At 57.6% G+C, this 23,683-nt stretch carries 13 protein-coding genes and 3 pseudogenes; 10 read left to right on the top strand and 6 right to left on the bottom strand.

Annotated elements, in window-relative coordinates; translation table 11 throughout:
* Positions 1 to 3 precede the first annotated feature (3 nt).
* Positions 4 to 1,428, bottom strand: coding sequence for a UbiA family prenyltransferase (locus NK8_RS10915; protein ID WP_213226333.1), 1,425 nt, complete (start codon positions 1,426 to 1,428; stop codon positions 4 to 6).
* Positions 1,429 to 2,112: 684 nt separating this feature from the next.
* Here NK8_RS10915 and NK8_RS10910 point away from each other — a divergent pair.
* Together NK8_RS10910 and NK8_RS10905 are read left to right on the top strand one after the other, a co-directional pair.
* Positions 2,113 to 2,364 (top strand): type II toxin-antitoxin system Phd/YefM family antitoxin, encoded by a 252-nt coding sequence (locus tag NK8_RS10910; RefSeq protein WP_213226332.1) that lies wholly within the window; start codon positions 2,113 to 2,115, stop codon positions 2,362 to 2,364.
* Positions 2,361 to 2,750, top strand: a complete 390-nt coding sequence (locus NK8_RS10905; protein WP_213226331.1) for a type II toxin-antitoxin system VapC family toxin — start codon at positions 2,361 to 2,363, stop codon at positions 2,748 to 2,750. The genes NK8_RS10910 and NK8_RS10905 overlap by 4 nt, the downstream gene beginning before the upstream one ends.
* A gap of 1,060 nt (positions 2,751 to 3,810) precedes the next feature.
* Here NK8_RS10905 and NK8_RS10900 read toward each other — a convergent pair.
* A complete protein-coding gene (locus NK8_RS10900) occupies positions 3,811 to 4,161 on the bottom strand; it encodes a hypothetical protein (RefSeq protein WP_213226330.1) in 351 nt (116 codons plus the stop codon).
* A 172-nt stretch (positions 4,162 to 4,333) separates the two neighbouring features.
* Here NK8_RS10900 and NK8_RS10895 point away from each other — a divergent pair, with 172 nt between their 5' ends.
* From NK8_RS10895 to NK8_RS10885, 3 genes are all read left to right on the top strand, one after another.
* Positions 4,334 to 5,626 (top strand): integrase domain-containing protein, encoded by a 1,293-nt coding sequence (locus NK8_RS10895; RefSeq protein WP_225936162.1) that lies wholly within the window; start codon positions 4,334 to 4,336, stop codon positions 5,624 to 5,626.
* Between the two features lie 1,464 nt (positions 5,627 to 7,090).
* The gene (locus NK8_RS10890) at positions 7,091 to 7,771 is read left to right on the top strand and encodes a hypothetical protein (protein WP_213226329.1); all 681 of its coding nucleotides are present in this window, start codon (positions 7,091 to 7,093) and stop codon (positions 7,769 to 7,771) included.
* Positions 7,772 to 8,404: 633 nt separating this feature from the next.
* Positions 8,405 to 9,397, top strand: coding sequence for a hypothetical protein (locus tag NK8_RS10885; RefSeq protein ID WP_213226328.1), 993 nt, complete (start codon positions 8,405 to 8,407; stop codon positions 9,395 to 9,397).
* Between the two features lie 57 nt (positions 9,398 to 9,454).
* On the opposite strand, the gene NK8_RS42770 is transcribed toward NK8_RS10885, so the two are convergent.
* Entirely contained in the window at positions 9,455 to 9,976 is a 522-nt protein-coding gene (locus tag NK8_RS42770) for an IS30 family transposase (protein WP_225936161.1), read from the bottom strand.
* 466 nt (positions 9,977 to 10,442) lie between these two features.
* A pseudogene (locus tag NK8_RS42765) lies at positions 10,443 to 10,535 on the bottom strand (helix-turn-helix domain-containing protein); the annotation flags it as partial.
* A 3,107-nt stretch (positions 10,536 to 13,642) separates the two neighbouring features.
* Here NK8_RS42765 and NK8_RS10875 point away from each other — a divergent pair.
* The 3 genes from NK8_RS10875 (at position 13,643) to NK8_RS10865 (ending at position 18,387) form a co-directional block, all read left to right on the top strand.
* Positions 13,643 to 14,119 carry a hypothetical protein gene (locus NK8_RS10875; protein ID WP_213226327.1) on the top strand — a complete coding sequence of 159 codons (477 nt, stop codon included), beginning with the start codon at positions 13,643 to 13,645 and terminating at the stop codon, positions 14,117 to 14,119.
* A gap of 375 nt (positions 14,120 to 14,494) precedes the next feature.
* Complete coding sequence (locus NK8_RS10870; protein ID WP_213226326.1) at positions 14,495 to 15,466, top strand: hypothetical protein; 972 nt, start codon at positions 14,495 to 14,497, stop codon at positions 15,464 to 15,466.
* A gap of 1,973 nt (positions 15,467 to 17,439) precedes the next feature.
* Positions 17,440 to 18,387 (top strand): transposase, encoded by a 948-nt coding sequence (locus NK8_RS10865; RefSeq protein WP_213226325.1) that lies wholly within the window; start codon positions 17,440 to 17,442, stop codon positions 18,385 to 18,387.
* A 2,383-nt stretch (positions 18,388 to 20,770) separates the two neighbouring features.
* On the opposite strand, the pseudogene NK8_RS42760 reads toward NK8_RS10865, so the two are convergent.
* Positions 20,771 to 20,962 (bottom strand): annotated as a pseudogene (locus tag NK8_RS42760) (short-chain dehydrogenase); the annotation flags it as partial.
* 44 nt (positions 20,963 to 21,006) lie between these two features.
* Positions 21,007 to 21,526, bottom strand: a pseudogene (locus tag NK8_RS42755) (hypothetical protein); the annotation flags it as partial.
* Positions 21,527 to 21,719: 193 nt separating this feature from the next.
* Here NK8_RS42755 and NK8_RS10855 point away from each other — a divergent pair.
* Both NK8_RS10855 and NK8_RS10850 read left to right on the top strand, forming a co-directional pair.
* Positions 21,720 to 22,583, top strand: coding sequence for a glycosyltransferase family 2 protein (locus tag NK8_RS10855; RefSeq protein WP_213226323.1), 864 nt, complete (start codon positions 21,720 to 21,722; stop codon positions 22,581 to 22,583).
* Positions 22,580 to 23,548, top strand: a complete 969-nt coding sequence (locus NK8_RS10850; protein ID WP_213226322.1) for an NAD-dependent epimerase/dehydratase family protein — start codon at positions 22,580 to 22,582, stop codon at positions 23,546 to 23,548. Before NK8_RS10855 ends, NK8_RS10850 begins: the two co-directional genes overlap by 4 nt.
* The last annotated feature ends 135 nt before the right edge of the window (positions 23,549 to 23,683 follow it).

The following is a 23,683-nucleotide window of genomic DNA, read 5'->3' as shown; positions in this document are numbered from 1 at the left end:
GGCTCAGATCGCCAGCCAGAAAATGAGCGCGCACAAGGTGATGACGCACAGGCTCGTCCGGTCGCGCGCGGCGAATACGATGGGATCGTCGTCCATGCCGCCGCGGTGCGCGATGATCCACGTTCGGCTGATCCAGTAAAGCAGCAACGGGCACGCGAGCCAGATGATCTGCGGATGGCGATAGAGCGCCGTGGTGCCACGATCCTGAATGTACAGCGCCAGCACGAGAACAGCGAGATAGCCCGAGGATGTACCGAGAGACGAGATCAGCGACAAATCGCTCGCGACGTAACCTCGTCCGCGGGTTTTCACGAGGCCGCGCTCTTTCATCGAATGGAGTTCGGCGTAGCGCTTGACGAGCGCCAGGCTCAGGAAGATGAACATCGAGAACGCGAGCAGCCAGAACGTCAGATGGGCGCCGATGGCAGCGGTTCCGGCGACGATGCGCACCGTGTACAGCCCCGCGAGCACGACCACGTCGACCATCACGCGGCGTTTGAGCACCGTCGAATAGGCGAGCGTGAGCACGTAATATCCGCCGAGCACGGCGCCAAACCGCCACGGCAGGAAGGCGAATGCAATTCCGAAGGCCGCGAACAGCAACACGGGGAAAAGCGTGAGGCCCACAAGCAGCGGCATCGCGCCTGCGGCGAGCGGACGCTTGCGCTTCACCGGGTGGTGGCGATCGTCCTCGAGATCGAGCAGGTCGTTGAGCAGATAGACGCTCGACGCACACATACCGAAAGTAATAAAGGCGATGATCGCGGCGAGCACGCGGTGCGAGTCGTCCGCGAAATGCCCGGCGAGCAGCGGCAGGAAGATCAGCAAATTCTTGAGCCACTGGTGCAGCCGCAGCGACTTCGCCCACACTCTGAGCGTCGACGGGCGGCTCTCGAACACGCGCTCCACATTGCCGTTGCCGTGCGCCGCGCGCGCCACGCCGGGAAGCGGATTGACCACGTACGCGCAATCTGCGGCCTGCCAGACTGGAACGTCGTCATGGGAGTTGCCGACATAGTCGAAGCCCTTTTCGCCGTATTCGGCGACCAGGGCGTCGCGTTTCTTTCCGGCCGAAAGATTGATCGTCTCGTTGGTCGCGAAAACGGTGTCGAAGATCCCTAGGTGATCGGCGATGCCCTTGGCGAAGCGTTCGTGACTCGCAGTGGCAAGCACGAGTGAGCGTCCCGATTCGCGCGCCTCGCTCAGCCATGCGATGAGTTCGGGGTCGTAGGGAAGAACGCTCACATCGATATTCGCGTGCTCCGCAAGGCGCGTCTTCAGCATGGCCTTGCCCCCGCGCGCGAGCCACAGGAGCGGTGCGTAGAATCGAAGTGGGAATGCCCTTAGGAACGCAAACCCGCTTTCAACCAGTACGTCTGAACGGATGAGCGTGCCGTCGAGGTCGACGACGATGGGTTTGCTGCGCATGCAATTGGCCACGGAATCAACAGTATGGAGGCGTCATTCACCTCGAAATTTGTGCAAATGGCATGCATTTGCATGTTATGCGGGCGCTACTTTACTATCGGTGACGCTAGAGCACAAACCGTGCCCCAATTTTTTTTAAAAAATCTGCCTTGGCACAGTTGACTCGAATAAGACGTGAAATAACAGTCCGACAATTGCGAGTGCGCGACCTTTGAGACGCAAAACCGAGAGCGCAGGTATGACCGAGGTAGATTTTCAATGTTTGACCGTTCCTTCATCACCGGTTGCGATTCGATGGCCCTTGGTGCGAGAACGCGTCAATCAGGGCATTGGGACGGCTTATCGATTGTGCACGGCCGCCTCGGTAGACGGGGCCCACTGCTCAGGTCCACTGTATCTAGCATGCGCAGTCGAGCAAGCAAAAACCCTCAAAATTTTGGGTAGCTTTTGACGCGGCCTTTCTTGAAGCGGGCGCCGGCCGACAACAACCCTGTCGTCGTGAGTTCCGGCGGCCAGCCTCCACGTTGTACCACGACCGCGGTACCGGTGTAGTCGTTCGAGAGTTGTAGGCTCGTCCGTCAAAAATAATGGCTGGGCGCCCCGGGGCCGAGGATGCGATGCCGTTGCACCATCGCGATTCACGAGCTAAACTAAGTCCATTGAACTAAGTTTAATGAGATCTAGATGCGCGTATTCAACATGCACGAAGCGAAGACCAACCTCTCAAAGCTCATCGATGAGACGGTGAATGGCGGACAGCCGTTCGTTATCGCGAAAGCGGGCAAGCCGTTGGTCAAGGTTGTCAGGATAGACACGGAGGCGGAGAAGCCGCGCAGACGTATTGGATTCATGAAGGGGCAGCTGAAGGTGCCTGCTGACTTCGATACGATGGGTGCGGACGAGATTGCTGATATGTTCGAGGGCAAGTCGAAGTGAAACTTCTTCTCGATACGCATCTGCTCATCTGGGCGGCGAGCGATGATCCGGCGCTGTCCGGGCAAGCGCGCAGTTTGATCGAAGATCCGAACAACACGCTTTATTTCAGTGTTCAGAGTATCTGGGAGATCGTGATCAAGGGCTCGCTCCGAAGTCCCGATTTCCAACTCGATGCCCGCGTTTTTCGAACGAATCTTCTCGACGCCGGATACAACGAGCTCTCGATCGAAGCTCATCACGCCCTCGAGATACTGCAGCTTCCGCCGATTCACGGAGATCCGTTTGACCGGATGCTAATCGCTCAGGCGATCTCGGAAGGCATCGTGCTCCTAACGCACGATGACATCGTGCGGCAGTACCGTTCTGCCCCCGTGCAGTACGTCTAATCGCTTCGACTAAGGCAGGCAGGATCGTCGAGGCTATTACACATACACCACGTTGCCTCATCATTGGCCGCAAGAGCACGCAACGTGGGCGACGATCGCACCGCTATGAAGTTGAATGTAAGTGGGCCGGGACATACTTGTTAGGCCGCAAGTAATCTTTGCGAGCAATGGCCGTCAAATTCACGGATGCTCGCTTCTGTCACTGACCGGCATATTCGAGCAACTCCGTGATTGGCGCATCGAGCCAGTGCATGATCGGCGCAATCGGACCACGCGATGTTGATTTGCACTGAATTCGCACCCCGGTGGGTCAGATTTCGGTGCAAATCAACACACGCGATGGTTGGCGTATTGTAGCCTCCGCAGGATCGGCGTACTCGAGCCACTGAGCGGGCACAGTATTCTGTCGGGCGGCAGTCAAGAAGTGAAAAGCGCATTTCTAATTCCTGCAACCCGGTACCTTCAGTCCACAGTGGTACCTGGCGCGGGCAAAGAATTTCCTGCCAGCCTGCCAGCGCTCGTTCTCGCGATGTTCAACGACAAGGTGCCAGTCAACCTGCGCGGCGCGCAAGGCGTCGCGGAGTCTCGCGAGAAGATCGGCGATCATCGTCGAGTCACTTGATCGATGCAACCGTCGAACGTCGATGGGGCGCGGAGTTCTCGCCCTGCTTCTTCAGTTGAGGTCGCGCGGCGAGAGCAGAAGAAGCTCGACGTTCGGCTCGCCAGCGCTGGCCTTTTCCCCAGGAGGTTTGAGAGCTCTGACTTCGACTCCAGGGCCGAACTCATGGGCGCGAATTCCACCGACACCATTAAAGCGGTAAGCATGAGACCGCCAATCGTCAAGATGGAGAGCAACGTTTCGACTCGTTGGCACCGCTGGGCTGATTTTGCATGGACATTCAGAGCCCCGTGGCGAAAGCTGTATTGAAATCGATAGCTTTCCATCTATCTTTGCGCTTCGCAGGGCCTAGTATCCTAATCACCTATCGCGTCAACGACGCATCGACCCGAGTGCAGCGCACTCCATTCGTACCACGCTTCGCGCTCGATGAGCGCAACCTCACTGAACGGCAGCGACGCTGCCCATTGAGCTGGCCGTGTCATGTCGGAAACTGAGTTCAACCAGAACCGCATGAACGCTAGCCTTTCCAGCAAAACGCAGGACCTCATCGACTGAGAACAACCTCGCACGGACAGTGCGAACGTCAACTTCCCTTTCGTCTCCGGCAAACAGCCAAGTCTGATTCACGCGGTCCCGATTCGAGGCGACCGTGATGAGCAAGCTCTTGAGACGGGAAATCACTTGCACCCTCGGTGCGGATTTCTTCATCTCTTTCTGTCGGCCCGCGCAGCCGAAAACAAAATGCGCAACAAGAATTGCTTGGCTCGACAGGCTTGTGGCTGCGGTCAAGTAGCCGTGCTGCGGATTCGTCCGTAGCGGGATCATCAGGCCGCAGTGCTTCCCTGCGCCGGGTGAATCGAAAACCTGATCTCTAAGATCCCGGAAAGCAAAGCGTGCAGTATTCCAACCACCCCGGGACGTTCTTCTGATAGGTGAGAACGTCGCTTTTCATGCGACAGCTGTGAAAATCCAACTCAACTTTTCGGCACTGTTGGACAACGCCGGGCTGCCACAGCGGCTCACGAAAGAACTCACCGAACTCTTTCAACACCACCTAACCAAAGCACACAGCAAGACCCGCGTGACCTCCAACGCGATTTCCATCAAGACCCAGACGTACCGCGTGCGACATCTCATCGCCGGCTTTCGCGAACTCAGAAAGGGCGGCTTCGCGCTCCAATCGCCGTGGAACCTCTCGGAAAAACACATCGCCCATCTGGTTAAACTCTGGGTCACCGAGAAGGAACAAGCGCCGGGGACGGTCGAGAACAAGCTCACCTACTGGCGCACGCTTGCAGCGTGGATGAAAAAGCATCAACTCGTGGGAACCGTCGATGACTACATCAAGCGGCCCGATGGATACCGCCGGTACTATGTGGCGCAGGAAGACAAATCGTGGGAAGCGGCCAACGTCGACGTCAATGACGTCATCGCACGACTTTGCGAACGCGATCGCTGGGTCGCGATTCAAGTCGAGTTGCAGGCGACCTTTGGGCTACGCGCGCAGGAAAGCATGCTCCTGCGTCCTCTGCAGTGTCTGCGCGTTTCAGGCCACCTCCATGTGATTGACGGCACCAAGGGCGGCAGGCCCCGACTTGTGCCCATCGATGCCGAATGGCAGTACGAGGTGCTTATCCGTGCAGCCAGGCTCGCCAACCCACGCACCGGGTCGATGATTCCCGAGCCTTGGTCGCTTAAGAAATGGTATCGCCATTTCTACCATGTTCTGCAAAAGGAGGGGATCAGCCGCGCCGGATTGGGCGTAACGGTGCATGGCCTGCGCCACGCGTACCTTCAAAGGATGTACGAGCAAATCACCGGCGTACCGGCGCCGATCAAGAAGGCTGACTACCGGCCCGATCCGGAACTTCATCAAAGGGCCATGCAACAGCTAGTCGAAGCCGCAGGACATAGTCTTGCTGGGAAGGCGACGGCGTATATCTCGACGTTTGCCACGGCCGAGCGCCTATCGCGACCCGTGATCACGCCCGAACAGGTGATCGCCGCCCTCACTGCTGCGAACGGCGTGAAATCTGAAGCCGCGAAAAACTTAAAGATATCGAGGCAAGCGCTTTACCGTATCCTTGCCAAGTGCGCTCCGTCGCAAGATTCTTCATCTAGGGATTCCGCTGCCGCAAATCCGCGGTCAATCGGAGCGTTTCTTGACGACCCGTCTATGAACGAACCTGCTAACGGGTGCCGTGACAATCCGGCGCCTGGGCAGTTGTTGCTGCTTGACGATCGGTCGAGCTAACATGAATCTAGCGACAATGATCTCGGCCGCATGATTACGGGGAAGGGCGTCGCCGAGATTGGTCGGCGCCCGGCCGTATGCACGGTCATCGTCGGTAGGCGATCCCTTCCTCATGCGAGCGCTCACGCGGGCGAGACGCTCATTCGGTCCGCAGAAGTCCAAGCGGTCACGATGGACTGCACCGCTCTCCCAAAGCCCGCCAAGGCACACTTCTTTCTCTGGATCTGCTGTGCCCTGCGTGAGTCAGCGCAGCGCGCAGAACGATCCCGTAACCGAATGACGGTGCCGTTTCCTTGTTGGTTTCGTTCCAGCCTGTCTGCAGTATTGTCGCGCTCGCTCTCACATCGGAGACCCGTCGCGCGGAGATCGCTTGTCGCGATCGGCTACACCGAACAACGAATATTGCATGTGGCTGAACAGCAGCGACTCCATGCTGCGCCTCGCGCGTCGCCTTGACGTCTATCTACCGGATGGACACAACGGTTTTCGATGTTGAGCTTGCGAATCGTGGACACCCTCGGCCTGCTCATCTCGGCGACCAACGCTATCCGGATAGCGCTCATATCGCAGAATGACGGCGTTTTTCTGCTAGCTTTTCCTCATACGTCTTTCATAACCCTTTCGCTAAGGGACGCTGCACGGCCTGGTTGCTATCGGGACAACCTCCACCCCATGTGCTGCAACTTGCTTCCTCGCTGAGCCGGTACCTCGTACTGAGCGTCAAACACATGGCCCTCGCGTCTAACTTGAATCATCTTTCTAGTCCCTCGGTTCCTGAGCCGAGGCGGCGGACCGCGGCTCGAGCTTCGCTCTTGAAAGTGCGTTGTACGCCGTTTGCCGTTAAGACAGCGGGTGCACTTTTCAGAGACATGATTGAGTGCGTCGGTTCACCGCCGCCCGCTAGGAATTATCATGATATTTGTGGATCGGCGAAAAGAGATACGAAAACGCATCGCTTCCCAACCTATAGCTTCTCCTCGAGCGGTTAAAGCCATCCGACGGCAGCGCTTCAAATGAGCGATCTGCCGACATGGTTGTCCGTGCCGATCTGCCCGCCGGTACAGGATGCGTTCTCCTCGCGCGGCACCGCAGTTATAAGCAGCCGCTCGAGGGAACCAGAGTCAGCATCACAATGCCATGCGCAAGTTCGATCGAATCTGCTTTCGACACGCGCGTGCTGCACATTGACGCCGTTGGCGCATGGCTAGTCGAATTCGCTAGCAATATCGAAGCGGTCGCGCCAAACGACGCCGGCCGCATTAGCACATTAAGAATTTTGGGGCAGCGGCTTGCGCTCATCGAGCGCCGCGCGCGGCAGCATTCGCTGGCTGCGGCGAAAGAGCTATCGAATTCGGCGTCATTCCATGCTCTCGATGCTCGCAATCGACTCTACGATTGCTCTTGTTGCACCCCAACGACAAGAGCTGGCTGAACGATTCGCCAGATACAACGGAGCTTCAATCGATGGCAAAACAAACTCCCGCACGCGCTGAAGAGCAGACCACCCCGTTCTTTCCGACCCAAGCTTACCTCGGTTATCCCAAAGATTATGAGAAGGAGCCGGCGCTCAAGAAGCGCCGGCGTGATTACGCCGAGTTTTCGCGGAAGTTGCGAGCGATTCTGGCCCCGTTGATGGTCAACCGTTACGCTCTCCATGAAGACATGCTGGTGCTCACGAGCGAAGGATTTTCGGGGCAGGGCGTCGACGTGGACTGTGTAGCCGTCACTCGCTTCGGCGTCTTTGTAATCACGCACGTCCCTGTCGTTGGCATCATTTCTTCTTCGCAGAAGGCAAACGAAATGATCGTCCTGAGCGAGTCGGGCGCAGCACATACCTTTCCATGTCCTCTTTGGCGTGCGGCACCCGCCGTTCACTTTCTTTCCGCCCTTCTGTCGGATTTGCAATGCCCAGTGCAGGCGATCGCCATCGCCACGCATGAGGCTTGCGCGATCGAACTTGGCGTTCCCACTGCGATCTTCAAACTGCACGAACTGAGTCAGTTCTTGCGGCAAAGTTACGATCGCTACAGTGCCGTCAACTGGTCCTTCTTTGACGTCAACGAGATAAATGCACGTCTACGGAAAGGATGCCAGAGTTGGGATCACGCCGTCGAACAAGCCGAGCGTGACGCGCGCCGGTCCTGATAAATAGGGCGAGCGTCGCTCTGGCACTTCGGCACAGACGCGCATTTTTTCATCGCCTTCGTTCCGACGCTTGCGCCGACTTCCCCGCGTAAGCGAAAAACGAGCCGTTGGCTGCACGAAATCGATTTCGCAATATTTCGCGGTTTTCACATGAAAATCAACGGGTTAGCTGCGCGTCATCACAGAAAAAAGCAATGCTATCCGGACGAACTTCTGCCAAGCTGACTAACGGTGAAATCGAGAAGGGGGTTACAGCGAAAACAGCGGAGGGGTTTTGGCAGCGAAAGCAGCGAATTGCTGACCTGCATTCGAAAGTCCAGTCGTCGAAGTCGCAGTGCCTGGATCAATGTCGGATTCTAAGGCAACTTTCATTGACGCACAAGCTGCTTTCGAATTTCGCAGCGTCTGGTAGCGGACGCGGTATCCGTCGCCGCTTCCATCATCTTACTGCGATGCGCTCAAGTCACTTGTTCGATGATCTCTGTAAATATTTTGAAAAGAGAAAAGTTAAAAGAGGGTGTTTTTTATACGGCTTTCGCTCAGATTAAAAAAAGTTTGTGGCGTCATCTTCACAACTCTCTCACTTTAGCAGCAAGTATGCGATCATCCAGGCGCTGAACGAAAGGAGACCAGATGAAAACATCAAAAAGACCTTATCGCTTGATAAGCCGTCGCAGTTGCTTATTGCTTGCGCAGAATTTTCAAGAAGGACTCAACGAAGGGAAGTGGAAGACGCAACTCGGCGCGTTAAGCACATTGCGCGTGAGCCAGGGAGATTTGTCGTTGGCATTGCAGCTTCACGAGTTGCCCAATGAGGTGCTCGACCTATTCGATGACCGCGTTGGAATCAGCAGTCACACCGTTCGAGTTATTCGCCATACAATCATTCATGATGGGATCAAAACGGTGCTCGGCCGTATCCGGCAAAGCGGGGCGGCCAATACAAAGCATTCGAATAAAACAGTATTGAAGATTGTTAAGGGCCAAGCACTGAATTCCAAGACAATGCTGCGCTGGTCTGGGCAAGACCCCGTAAAGATCGTGGCTCGCGTGCTTGATCTGCCTAAAAACATCTCCGACCGATATCACCTCGGGGTGACGAATGGAGAGTGGGCAAGTTTCAGTGCCTGTGCGAAGGCGCTTGGGGTATCACGACGGAATGTTAGCGTTGCCGTTTCGATTCGGGAGCTTCCCGACGCAGTTCGTCATCTGTTCTATGAGAAGGATCTAACGTTCGCGGTTGGAAAACGACTTCTCACGCTCAAGGACGAACTGGGGCTCGATGAGATGCTTGTACGGGCACGCTGCGTGGAGTCAATGTTCGACGCGAGCGGCCGGACGGCAGCGAACATTCTCTCTGAGCTCAACGCGGAAAATATCCGCCCGTCGACTTTCACTCGTGTTCGCATTAGGAAAGGAAGAGGCCGAAATCGGCTGGTGATCGAATGTAAGGATTCGGAGCTTCTCTGGAAGTACCGCGCTGAGATCGAGAAGTCGATAAGCAAAGTTCTGAAAAAGCGGATTACTAATGCCGAATTTGTTGAGTTTATGCGCGAATTCGGTGGCAGCTTCAATAAAGCTCAGTTCGCCCGCTTGCCCAGCACATTTGCACCCCGTCCCTCCTGAAGATCACATTCAACGATGGGCTGGACGACGGGTCACGCATGCTTGGATCGACAATCGTCAATCTTGGATGTGCTGAGCGCCGCAGCGACAATGTCCCCTAGCGTTGAGCAATCGGCGCCAAGCTATGGCCAATCGACGCTTTGCTCCGGCGGTTTCAAACCGAAGTGTAATGGGGGGTTGATGTTTAGCGCTTTGAGATTGGCTCGCTGAGGCAAGTGTTGCAGCGAAGACCTCGAATGGCGAATGGAACGCGTGGGTTGCGCGCGGCCGGCTGTTCAGGCTGTCGGCGATGGCATCGAGCTCGTCCTGAGTGTAGACCGAGAGGTCAGTGCCCTTAGGCAAATATTGACGGAGCAATCCGTTGGTGTTTTCGCAGGTCCCACGCTGCCAGGGGCTATGTGGGTCGCAGAAGTACACGCGCACGCCAGTGGTTGCAGAGAGTTCTTGATGCCGCGACATTTCTTTTCCCTGGTCATAGGTAAAGGTTTGTCGCAGCGGTGCTGCAATCGAGTTGAGTTTGGCAGAGAAGCCCGCCAGCGCTGAAGCGGCGGTGGCGTCTTCCATCTTGGCGAGCAGCACCAGACGGCTGTCCGGTCGACCAAGACGCCGACAGACGATTGATTTCCGGCGCCCTTGATAAAGTCGCCTTCCCAATGACCAGGCAGCAGGCGGTCCTCGATTTCGGGCGGGCGCACGTGGATACTGACCATGTCGGGAATCTGCCCGCGTCGGTCTGTACCGCGCGTGCGGGACATACGGGTGCTGTGGCCGTGGCGCAGGCAGGAATCAACTGGCGGCGCAGTTCGCCGCGCGGCTGAGCGTAGATAGCCGTGCAGATGGTTTCGTGCGAAACGTGCTGGGTCGGCTCGGTCGGATACATGCGCTTCAGTGTGCCCGATATCTGCTGGGGTGACCATTTCCATTCGAGCAGGGTGAGCACGACCCGCCAGCAAACGCTTTGTAGGCAAAGCTTCGCGGGGCGGCGGCCCGCGCTACGGCGGGCGGCGCTGAGCGCTTCAGCCGGCACTGATGCGTAGCCAGCAGGAGAACTGTTGCGCGTCAGTTCACGGCTCACGGTGGACGGCGAGCGCCCGAGCATTCGGGCCATGGCCTGAATGCTCACATCCTGCAGTCGCAGGCTTGCGATGGCGAGGCGTTCTTCAGGTTGGAGCTGCTGATACGAAGTTTTGCTGGGCATTGCAACACCTTATACGAGACAGGTGTTGCACCTCGCTTTTGAGGCCGCCTCCACTTATGGCCTTGAAGACAATCGGAAAACCCTCACATGCTCACACATGGGCCAAAGGACGAACCGGCGGAGAACACGCAAGACGCTTGTCGGCTGAGTTCAGCGAATCGCTAAACAACGTTTGTAGCCGATGCACTCCGTACGGCAACGCTATGCGGTTAGCGTTGCTTTGGGGAAGGTCGTTTCCCGAGTCCGTTGATTTCTCTCAGTAAGTGTTCGGTTACAAAGTGTGCCGGTTAGTTTCCCCCTTTTCGGCATACCTTCGCCGGGAAATCGATCACGGCCGGAGATGCAACAAGCGGGCGCGGCTAGACCGGCGAAAGCGATACGTTTCTGTGCGTCATTTCTCGAAAGTGACGCTATCCGGATAGCGTTGCCGCAGATGACGTCGCCGCAAGTCGTCTCGCGGGAAGTGGTTCGATCGACAACTGTCAAACTTGGATGTCAGCCGAGCGTCGCAACACCGATGGCCCCCAGCGTCGCGCCAATCATTGCTCCGCGATTGGCGCCTCAACGCTCATGACTCGCCGTCCGCCGCCAGTATTAACGCATTGGTGTCGGGCGCATCAGCGCATTTCGTCCTCTCTATGGTCGCGTGTTCACCCACAAAATCCTGACGTGCGAGGACGCTGAAAGCGCAATGTCACTCCACTGATGTGCCGTCAGCGAGGACGCCCCGCGGACACGGAAATTAGGGCTTATTCGCTTCCGCGGCGTGAGCCCACGCAGCGGCCATGGTGATAGGGGAGTGGCTGATTGCGCCATTCCGGTACCATGCGCCTGAGACGCGCTGTTCGACATCGGCTGGAGACTACAAGCCTACCGTCGAGCCACGGGTACTCTGAACGGGAAAACAAGACCCCAATAGCATGCGAGCATTGCATTAATCGGCTCGTTTCGGTAAAAAAGTTAGTTATGCGAAGCGCGTGCGGGACGTTATGGAGGCCGCGCCTTGACTTCTATTTGTCGTGGGCATGCTGGTTTTGTCAAACCAGTTCTCCACCGCTATGCCAACAACGAAGCGTCTATGTCATGCGTTACCCGCACAACGAGCGCAAAGCGTCGTTCCTAAGCAGCGTATCTCGCGCCTTATGTGGTCCCGAGCACGCACGCGTGACCCGATGCGCGCGCAACGCACTCGCGCTCGCGGAGCCAAATCATGCGTGCGATAAGGCGGCAACCCATCGCAGGGTCCGGAGCGTCCGACCTGAAGCGGCCCTCACGGTGCGCGGACGCCGAATTGACGCATCTCGAAAGCGTCATACGCCACATCCTAAGCGCGAATGCACAGCCTCTGCCGCTTTACCTTGATCGGTCCTACTGGCTTAGGCGGCTCGAGCGTTTAGAGAAAGAAATCTGCCTTGTCCCCGCACAGATGAGGCGTCTATGCGCCCTTCGAAACCTTCTGAATGCGGAAGCATCATGTCGCCGGGAATGTGCGTGAACGTTCACTGATTGAAACGCGCTCAACCGAAATTATCACGAAGCAATGGGACTCACGCGCCACTCTCGGTTGCGCGCGACCTCTGGCTCGATAACCAGGATCGCAAGCAATCTTCGACGTCACGATGCCTATCGCTCAATGTTCTTTGCTCGGTGGGGGCGACACCGAACGAGGATCTGTTAGCAAAGCGTCGTCCATCAACCTGCAGCGCTCTGCCAAGACTGATTGATGACCGCAATAAACCAACCGCGAGAAACGAAATGAGAGATCCAGTTCAGAAACGAGAATCCGCATCCCATTCGTTGAACGATCGAATGCGAAGCGGCGCCGATGACCTCTCTCATCGGCAAGAGCCCGATTCGTTCTTTCGCATACGCCGTCGGCGCGTCTGTCGCCGGTTGCGCCGCCGAATCGCGCCCATATTCGACCGCGTGTGTGAGAGCCAAGTGCGCTTTCGCGAAGAGCTAACCCTCGAACATGCGCCGGGCACCGCAAACGCGACCACATTGGTCCAATGTCTTGCTGTTACGTCTTTCGGCGTTTTTGTCGTCAACTACTACGATTGGAGGGGCGAGGTCAGGCCCGGGACCAACGAAGATGAACTGCTCGTGATTGATGATTTGGGCGGCGTCACGGTGAACACGTCGCCTCTACGGCGCGCAAAGCCGGCGGTGCGCCATCTACGGTCAGTGCTCTCTCAGCACGATTGTCCGGTCGAGAGCATCGCCATATTCGCGGAGGCGGACTGTCGCCTTCATCCCACGGCACCCGACGGCGTTCTAGCGTTGTCCGATTTACATTACTTTTTGCGCACAAGATTGATCAATTTCCGCGCAACACATGCGCGTTATCTGGACGCAGCGCGACTTGACACCCATATAGATCGGACATGCGGTCATGCCGGCGAGGCCAGCCGCGCTATCGATCCTCGGGCGGTGCTGACCCATCGTTTGAGAAAAAGACGGTGACGCGACGAAGAATCGGAACGAAATACAGCGAAAGCGATATAGCGAAACGAGGCTAAGGGTAGGGGAGCGCAGCGTCGATCCAACTCGGGCAACCCGCCGCCACCAGGGCGGGCCATACCCCCGTTCCGGATAAAGGCCGGCGCGGGTGCGAGCAAAACCGGAAAGACGCCGTTTTTTCGAAGCTTTTAGCCTCACTGAGAATGGCTGTCGGTCTATATTGAACTCACCCACCGCGTTTTAACGCATCGACATATCAGGCGAGCGGCTTCTGCTCGTCCGTCACCAGATCTTCATCTCTCGATCCCGGCGGAACTAAAGACACGCTTGCCCTCGCGAGCGCGTCCGACGTGTTGCCACCATTGTCGGTCGCTTTCCTGATGCCGATCAGTCAGCCCCAACATTTATCGACAGCGACGACCCGCACGCCGCTGCACCTCCACTTTATTTCCGTCGTGTCTGAGCTTGAGGGGCGATGGGCTGAGCTGATAGCGGCGCGCATGCCGGCGCCTTCGTTTTTTTTAACCGTTGTAGTCCGCTTTCGGCATAACGCTGAAGGCATGCATCTTTCCACCTAAGGAGGTTTTATGAAAGTCGCTGTACTGGAAGTCCGTTATGCAGGCGGTTTGGATCTGACCGATCATGTCGTGGTGCAGACGTCATCCCGTCTCACGCTCTCGCCGCGTCTGAGTGCGTTGCTCGGCATCCTAGAGAAGTCGGAGCGACAGATCAGTATGAGCGTCAAGGTAGACGGAGTCACCTATCGAGTTGAACGCAAGCAGGACGGTGAATATGTTCTAGGCCCGAAACTTAGCCTTGTCGAGCGCTCGTTGTCCAGCCTGCGACTCTTTGAAGCGCCGACTGAGTCTCAGCGCCGGCTTAATGGACGGTTCGCCCATTTGCTGAGCGCCTGGGCGCTGATCGGTGCAGGCTATTTGGTCTACGCGACGAAGACCTGGGACTTGCGAGTAATCATTGAAACGGCTTTACTTTGCTTCACATCGCTGACGTTATTTGTGGTCGGGCACATTTGCTTTTCGGATGTTCAAACGCCGGGTCGCTAGCCTTGTAGTTCGTCATTGCGCTCGTTGGGTTCGCGGAGCATCGCGCTAGGCCCATTAATAACCAGGCGTGCCGTCAGCGCGCCTGCATTTTTCATTGAAGGCAAGCCGCGCCGTACGGCGCGGCTTGCCCCAATCACCCTGCCAATCACATTCGCCAGGAAGCAAAAGAGCGGATCTCATCTTGCACATTTCAGCGCAAGTCGCAGCCTACACGACTGTAACCGTTCGCGCTGTCACCGCAAGCACCAGTGTCTAGTCCGTGTCTCGTAATCGAATCGACGATTATTTAATCTGCATTGCAAATGCATGGTCTGAAAAAACATCAAATCACCACTCATCGAGAACGGCGCCGCCTCAGCGCGTAGGAGAAAAATAATGGTCGTAAAGATGGGATCCGCAGTAACGTTGAAGGGGCGAGAAATCGTCGCGGAGGAAATCGCCTCTCTCGCTGAAACGAAGGCGTTGAAATGTAAGCATTGCGGCGCTCCTGTTTCTTACGTGCCGCCACATGCGCGCGAGAACAGAGGTAAGGTTCACTGGGTGAAAGGATACTTCCGTCTGCTTCCGAAATGCACACACGAGAAAACGTGCGTCTTCGACGTCTGCGATAAGGTTGAAGTGATCGCACGTCGGTCGCTCGGTCTCTTGCACGCGCTAGAACAAGAACGCTACTGCTTCCGTCTCCTCGCGTTCAATGATGTGCGCGATTTGACCGCTCCCCGGGCGCACGCACCACTCCGGCAAGCGATCGGTGCAACGCATCAAACCGGCCCGCTTTTCTCACATGATTCACGAAGTTTTCTATCTGCATACCTTAACACTGCGAAGAGAGTTATTTCACTTCGCGCCCTATGTGGAGACGACAGCGAATTGACGGATCGCCTTAAGTTGGTTTTCAATGGGGCGTTCGTGTGTTGGAACGACTTCTATCATGAGGAAGAGCGTTTCCTTGCAGCCTATCGCTGGATGGGTCAAACATCGGTCTTCTTTCCTGTTGCTCTCGTGGGCCATGTGTTGGCGATCCAGACCATCTCACGCAAGGACCGGTCATTGTATGTTCTAAAGCTCAAGCGCCCCGCAGCCACGCCTTGCGTCCGTGGTACGAACGTGGGGGAACTAACCCAAGTTGAGGTATGGACGAGCCGACTCGAATGGCTACGAACGCTTAACGAAGGCGACAAGGTGTTGGTGTTCGGACATTGGCGACACGCCACAGCGCCTACTCATACTCGTCTGCATCGGGGCGGCGACACGGCGTTTCGGAAGATCTTTGAGCGTCGCATGTCAATCTGGTTGTATGCAAACTCCCAGATTGCGAAGATATGTGGACGAACAGCAAAGGCGTAACAGCGCGCTGCGTCGCCAAAGTGTATGCGCCTTGTCGATCTGATCGGTGTCATCTGCGATGGCGAATCTCGGTCGGTAAGGGCAAAGGGCCGAAGCTGTCTACGCAATCGCTTGCTGTAGCGACCCTTCATACGTGCCTGCGAACCGAGTCGACGGGCAGCCTCCCGTGATTTTGCTTCCTGCGAAGCGGAGACGCCGAGGAGCCTGAAGGCGCCTGCAAGTCGCCAGAAATCCCGCTTACCTGGACCCATATGACACGCGGCGCGGCTCACTTTCAAGCGCGGCGACAGATGACGCGGACTGCAGCCTTGCGCCTACACCGCGCGCTATTGAGAAGTGACCGTCGTGAGTGTCAGAGCCAACGCATTGGCACGTTTGGCAGGCGTTTTGAAGCTTCGATAAAAGGGGACGAGGGTATCAAGCGCTCCTATCCGATCTGTGAGTGACGGGAAGCATGGTCTCTAGCCCAACTCGTCCTTAAGCAGAAGAAGGGAATCAAGCAGGAACGGGATCGGTCCCACGCAGGGAGCAGCGGGGGTGCAAGGCTGCTCCATCACTTACCGATTATCTTCTTCGCCGCTCTTTCCCGGCCGATGATGATGGGACGGAGCCGGCATCCGCTTGTCTCTATAGTAAGCGCCGCCGTCACCAACGCCCGCGTTAAAAACCCACGCCCGCGCCTCGATCGGGTAATAGTGTCCGCAAAGGGCGTCTCACCGTATCCGACAGGTTGCGCAGGCATCGTTGGTCCTTTTGTCGAATCCATCGCGCTCGCCTCGCAGTCAGGGGCGATTGATGCGAAAGACGCGACGGTTTCACGCTGTGAGGGGGGCCGCCACGAGATTGCGTCGGGTTCCTTCGATGGGCTGCAGCGTCTGCGGGGCGCCCGCAGCCGACGAAACGTCGGATGTGCATCCGAACTGCCTCCGGTCTTCGTCCAAAACGCCTGTCTCGGAGAAGAGGCACCCGGGCTTAGTGGAAGAAGAACTTGGCTCAGTTCCTGATCGAATGGTCTGCGGCATTACACTGGGGCCTGCCGTAACGGACGTCGCAACGGGCGCTAGCTGGCTGGTCGGACGCTGTTGCGCAGCGCGTCCTGGGCGAGGCGCTTAAGTAATGATGCTCGTTGCCTTGGATTCGGAACGGCAGACACGGCGCGGAACAAGTCTGGCGTGACAAACTCGTTGATGGTTACCTTTATTTGCAATCAAGTCGTCGTGTGGTCATTCCATCGTTGGGTTTCTTCTTTTGCATCAAAGTTGCCTTGCCCGCCGCAGCGAAGAAAACGCTCGAGTTGAGGGAGCAGGGAATTGCCGTGGGGATTGATCTGCGGTTCAAGACGCTGAAGGCTGAAGTCGCACTCCAAGAAAGGGGTATAGCGCCTGTGGTCACGAGGCAGGAGCATTTACTACTCGTGTGATTTCGAGTTTTCGACAGTTCATCGGTAATCATTTGCGATGCAGGGGCTTCTGTGGAATTTTGTTTCATGCCGTCGAGGCGACTCTTCGTAGGCAGTTCAGAGCCGACGGTCAGGTGCACTATAACGGGGTACATATGCATGCGAGCAAGCGAAAGCTTTCGAAAAAGGGGTAGCTTTTGAGTTTTGTCTTTCGTTGCTGACTCAACGAGATTGTCCAATGTTCGCGTGCGCCCGAAGTAGGACGTTAAAAGCGAAAGGTGGTCGTCGAAAGTCAATCGTGTCGAGTCATTAACTCGGTGACCTCGCCGGTTCTATTCGCACCCGTTGTTGGTCCGGTGTCAAGCGTTCAAGAGCCTGGTCTGGTTGGTCCCAAGCAACGCACAACCCTTGTATCTTTAAGTCTCGGACCAACTCGGGTAACCCGATAGCCCTCGGGGTGATGTTTCAAGCCCGTCTTTGAGCGTAGGGTGCCTGGGTTGGACCGTCCTTTCTTGCAGCCCGAACGGTTGTAGGAACATAGAGTTCGCATAAACAAGGATGGGAGCGAAGGGACATGTCCGAGACTGCTTTCGTAGGAATATCGAGCCAAACGCTGGAGGTGGCCGTGAGCACCCTGGCGACGAACTGGCAAGCCTCCAATGATGCCCCGGGCATCGAGCAGTTGGTCCAGCAACTGCTCCAGCTTGGCCCGACCCTGATTGTCCTGGAGGCCACCGGCGGCTACGAATTCGAAGCCGCGTTTGGGTTGCAGGCCGCTGGTTTGACCGCGGCCGTGGTCAATGCGCGCATGGCGCGTGATTTTGCCCGTTCGATGGGGGCGCTGGCCAAGACCGACACGCTGGACGCGCGAATGCTGGCCGCTTTTGCCCGTGTGTTGGACCAGCATCCGCAGCGCGAGCGCTTCATCAAGCCGCTGGCTGATGCCCAATTGCAGCGCTTGCAGGCGCTGGTGCTGCGTCGGCGCCAACTGGTGCAGATGATCACCAGCGAGCGTCAGCGGCTGCGACTGGCGCACGCGGCGGCGCGCCCCAGCATTGAACGAGTTGTCGATTTTCTGCAGCGCGAACTCAGTGACAGTGATACCGAGGGTGCCGCACACGTCGAACAGCATCACGCCCAACTGGCTCAGGCGTTGCGCAGCGTCCCCGGTATCGGCGCGGCGAGTGTGGCTGTGCTGCTGGCCGAATTGCCCGAGCTGGGCAAGCTCGATCGTAGGCGCATCGCCGCGCTGGTGGGCGTTGCGCCACTCAATCGCGACTCCGGTCTCATGCGTGGGCAGCGAACCATCTGGGGCGGGCGTGCCGATGTGCGCAGTACGCTCTACATGGCGACGCTGACCGCGGTGCACAACCCGGTGCTGCGCGAGTACTACCAGCGCCTGATTCTCGCGGGCAAGCGCAAGAAAGTCGCGCTGGTTGCCGCGATGCGCAAGCTGCTTACGATCATCAACGCAATCGCAAAACATGGTGTGAACTGGAATCCGTGCTTTCATATCGCTTGACTTGCAAGACGGTTGCTCAAAGCTGTTTGAGATGGCAAGCCGCGACGTGAGGCACGGTCCGGTTGCGCTATTGGAATCGCCTCGGGAGGCTAGATGAGGTGATTGCGCCCACAGCGACAATCAAAACAGCCCGTATGCGATCGCTCGCCTCTTTTTTGGCCTGAGCCGGTGTCGCTAGGTTGTTCCCGAAGGGAATCCAACGAAGTCGGGGCAACTGCCGGCCCTAGGTCATACCTGGCAGGACGGCTCTTGCTCGGAACCACGCTTGTTTTCTCGGCGCGGACCACATTGCCGGTACAGATGCGCGAGTGCTTGGCTAGGCGTCGCAGCATATCTTCAGAACGGTAACGGCGATAATAACCGCGGCGCAAAATTGAATGCGGCTAGCTCCCGAATTGATTGTCGCGCGTACGCTAGCATTGCGATCGAGAAGAACGTCACTCGTTTCGAGTTTGATCTTTAATTATGCACTGTTGCGGTTATTCTAATCAACTGGACTGAGGTCGGTCAGAATTGAATGCGCCCATTCAACACGGAGCTAAAGCCACCTTTCAAAATATTATTGATAGGACTGTGAGCGTCGGACAGGCTTCTGCAGTTTCCAGAGCGGGTAAGCCGTTGGTCAAAGTTGTCAGAAACGGCGAATAAGCGGAGAACCGACACAAAGCGAAACTGATTCTTGAATGGGCAACGCTGGGCGCTTGCCGATTTAAAGTGCCAATGAGATGCTGATTTGTTCGAAGGCGCGAAGGAGAGCAGCTTCTAGTTTATGCCCATCATTTGGTCTGCGTCGCGAGCGACGACCAGCGCTGTCCGAGCAAGCGCGTGGCCTAATTTAAAATCCAGCCAACATGCCGATTCGGAGAGCCGGCCGTGATGCGTCTTGGCGGACGAATTGGCCATTTAGGTGTGCGGACGATGCGCCGTTGAGATATAGATATTGAATCGCGCGCGTCTAATACGTTCTGCCACATATGGGACCAATTAGACAGCGCCTTGCGTTGGGACGGGAGAAACAGCGTACGAATTGCCGTACTATCAAGACTGCATTAGTGACTGGAGTCGCTGCTGGCGTCTGCCTTCCGACGCTGCATCATTTCCGCGCCGCGGAACCAATAGGGGATGAACGTGCCAGAGCGTAATTTCATTGCACCATAGTTAATTCTACGCTGAAAGGATACGCAGAATTGAACGGGCAGTCCGGATGGGACTGCACGGGCACCGTCGAGTGCATTGATTCGATGAGCGGTCCCGGGAGATAGAAAATTTGGCATGAAGGTCGGGTAGTGTGACCGCTCGGAGACGTTCTCAATCCTTCGTTGTATCGAACAGTGTTTGCAACGCAAATGAGCCGGCTGTCTGGCGTCACTCAATTTTCCCTGGTCTCCGAAAAAATGAATCGCATCTTCCGACGGCTCAATCGTTAGGTGCTGTTTCGATGTGGCTCCAAGTTATGCTCTGGCGTTAGACGTGAACAGTTGCGTACCCACTCAACGACGATTGTCCCGTATCGGCCTGCACCGATGTACGAGACGTATTCGATCGCGGTGCCGCGAGCTCACTTCGAATTCGGATATTTATTAAGTTGCAAAAATGCGGTAAGCCTGGAGCGATATTAGAGGGAGCGAAGCTAAACAGAAATTGTGTCAAACAACGCAGTGCGTGGCTGTAGAGCTTGGGATAAGCTAGATGTCTCGACTTAAGATGAGCCAGAATTGCACGTGGTAGAAATGGTGTGGATAGTGCGCTGCCATGACTTCTCACATGGAGGCAAGCGTCGTTGTAGGAGAAGAAAATTGGTTTGCGATGTTTCAAGCATTCTAATATGAGCGCGTAATCTTAGTCGCGTGAATCATTCGTGTTTCGAGAATTTCAGACTAAAGCGTTCGGATTCAACGATGCCGGGAAGTCTAGAAAATGCGTGAACTTCGCAGTTCGGATAAATACGTTGCCGTCTTTGCACTTATTGCCGGGATTGCCACCGTCACTAAGGCACGAGCACGCGACGTCACAACACGCGCCTAGAGTCCCGAGCGCTTCTTCCGATCAGTGCTGTTCGGCACTGGCGCCGGCGGCGCGAACTTCATACGCGAAAAGAAAAATAGATTATTCGCTGCAAGTCCGGAAGGACGCATCATTGTGCCATCTGGGCCACGGTGTATATGATGATGGGGCTCGGCAGCACCGCGACAATCCGCGGGGGGAGGCTCCAAACACATCTTCGGCATGACTGAGTCACAATATTTCGGCGCTCGTGTCTTGTCGCTTTAGGTAATGTGTGCAGCACATAACGTTTTTGAACGCGATAATTGGCACCTCGCAGAACTCCAAGCTGCGTATAAACCGCGACCTTCGTCCTCTCGACCGCGCGCACGATTCCCTAGCCAACCTTCTCCCGCGTCGCCAAGAGCGACGCGGGTAGCGGCAGGGCTGCGGTCATCGGCGTGGCGACGAAGTTGGGCTTGATATCGACTACATGCACGCCGACTTTGAAGTACCGCGCGCGCAAGCCGTCGAGAAGCGCCTGCAGCGCGGCCTTCGCGCTGCCATACAGATACCTCGACCGCCGCGCGCGACTCCCCCACCGACGAGATCACCGCGAACGTGCCGTGCGCCGGCGAGCAGGGTGGGACAGACCGCCACGCTCGACGCGAGCGGCATGGTGCCGGCGGCGAGCGGACGCTTGCGCTTGACGGGATGCTGGTGGTCGTCCCGCAGATCGAGCAGATCGTTGAGCAGTTACACGCTCGATGCGCACAGCCCGAACGCGAAAAACGCGAGCACGGCGAAGCCGATGGATTCCGGCGATTTCAGCTTGTGACCCGCGAGGAGCGGCACAAAGACCAGAAAGTTCTTCAGCCACTGATGCAGGCGCAGCGACTTCGCCCAAACCCGGTAAGTCGGCTGGCGATTCTTGAAGACCAGTTCGATGTTGTCGTGCTTTTTCGCCGCGCGCATGAAGCCCGCATGGGGGTTGACCACGTAGGCGCGAGCGGCGGCGGCCCAGACGGCGAGGTCGTCGTGCGAATTGCCGACGTAATCGAAGCCTTTTTCGCCGTACTCGGCCACGAGCCGGTCGGGGCTTGCGACGCGCCGAGAAATTGAAATGCTCGTCGATGGCGAACACGCGATCGAAGATACGGTCGACTCGAATGCGGCAGAAAAATCCACATTCCGGCGGAATTTCGCGCAGTAATATTGCGCATCGCCTGACGGAAACATGACGCGCGCCTGCGGTTGCCGAAAACTGCGACATTGGGGACAATCTCGACGTTTCTCACTCGTCGATGCGGTCCGTTTTCCTCTCGTGGCGCGGACGCCCTTTCTGTCCGATGAACGCGACTGACCCGCAAAGCCAATCGGAAAATCCGTCCGATTCCAACGATTCCATCATCGCTCTCAGCATATCGATCGTGGTCTACCGGCCCGACGCCGCCCTGCTCGCGCGTACTGTCGAGACGCTGGAAGCCGCGCTCGCGCAGTTGCACGATGTTGCCGGCCGCCCGTGTCTGTATCTGATCGACAACGGCAATCCCGGCGAGCTTGCCGACCTGCCAGCGACCTCTGATGCCGAATTCGACACCGTCGTGCTGAAGGGACACGGCAATGTCGGCTATGGCCGCGGCCACAATCTCGCGATCGAGCGCGCGCAGAGCCGCTTCCATCTGATCCTGAACCCGGATGTCGAGCTCAATGCCGACGGCCTGCGCCGCGCGCTCGCCTTCCTGCGCGATTCGCCGCAGACGGGCCTGCTCGCGCCGTGGATCGGCGGCGACGATGGCCGTCAGCAGTTTCTCTGCCGCCGCTATCCGTCCGTGTTCGACCTCTTCGTGCGCGGCTTCCTGCCGTCCGCGCTGCGCAAGCCGTTCGCGCGGCGGCTCGCGCGCTACGAGATGCGCGATGTCATCGGCGAAACCGACATCGTGTGGGATCCGCCGATCGTGAGCGGCTGCTTCATGCTCTTTCGCACCGATGTGCTCACGTCGCTCGGCGGCTTCGACCCGCGCTATTTCCTCTATTTCGAGGACTACGACCTGAGCCTGCGCACGCGTCGCGTCGCGCGCATCGCGTATGTGCCGACGGTGCGTATCCTGCATCACGGCGGCGGCGCGGCGAAGAAGGGCTCGACGCATATCAAACTCTTCGTCACGTCCGCGTACCGGTTCTTCAGCCGCTTCGGCTGGAAGTGGCTATGAGCGATTCCGGCCGACGCATCGCGATCACCGGCGCCAACGGCTTCGTCGGCCGGGCGGTGAGCCGTGCCTTGCTCGCGCGCGGCATCGCCGTGACGGGGCTCGTGCGGCGCGACGCGCGATGCGAGCCGGGCGTCGACGCACGCGCGATCGACAGCCTCGACACTCTCGCGCCGGACGCGTTCGCGGGTTGCGACGCGGTGATCCATCTCGCCGCGCGCGTGCACGTGATGGCCGACGCAAAATCGCAGGCGCAGGCGGTGCTCGACGCCTATCGCGCGACCAACGTCGAGGGCACGCTCGCCGCCGCCGACGCCGCGCGGCGAGCGGGCGCCACGCGTTTCGTCCTGATGAGCAGCATCAAGGCGCTCGGCGAGCGCGATCCGGGCCGGCCCTTCACGGAAGACGACGCACGCAACCCGCCCGATGCCTACGGTGTCTCGAAGGCCGAAGCCGAGTTGAAGTTGCTCGAATTCGGCAGCCGCACGGGGCTCGAAATCGCGGTCGTGCGGCCGCCGCTCGTCTATGGCCCGGGCGTGCGCGCCAATTTTCTGGCGATGATGCGCGCGATCGCGCGCGGTGTGCCGCTCCCGCTCGGCGCGATCGATGCTCGGCGCAGTCTCGTTTCCGTCGACAATCTCGCGAGCGCGACGATCGAATGCGCGCTGAATCCGGCCGCAGCGGGCCGCCTGTTCCATGTCACCGACGGCTACGATCCAAGCGTGGCGGAGCTCGCGCGCAAGCTCGGCGAGCTTCTCGGCAAGCCGGCGCGGCTCGTGCCGGTGCCGGCGGGATGGCTGCGCGGCGTCGCGCGTGTCACCGGCAAGACGGCGCAGATCGATCGCCTGACCGGAAGCCTGCGGGTCGATTCGCAGCGCATCCGCGACGCGCTCGGCTGGCAGGCGCCGCAATCGCTCGACGAAGGGCTCGCCGCCACCGCCGCATGGTTTCGAAACAGCCACCCGTAAAAGTTAAAATACGCGCTGTTTCGACATCGGCGTTGCAAGACTTCTGACAGGTTCTGTCAGCGCGATTTTCCTTATTCGTCAGATATTTAAAACTAAACCCGGCGAATGTTCGCGTATCCTTCGGGGTTTTCCCGA

The sequence above is a fragment of the Caballeronia sp. NK8 genome (genome assembly GCF_018408855.1).
Classification (GTDB): domain Bacteria; phylum Pseudomonadota; class Gammaproteobacteria; order Burkholderiales; family Burkholderiaceae; genus Caballeronia.
The sequence above is the reverse complement of the archived record's forward strand: the minus strand, read 5'-3'. Positions and strand labels throughout refer to the sequence as shown.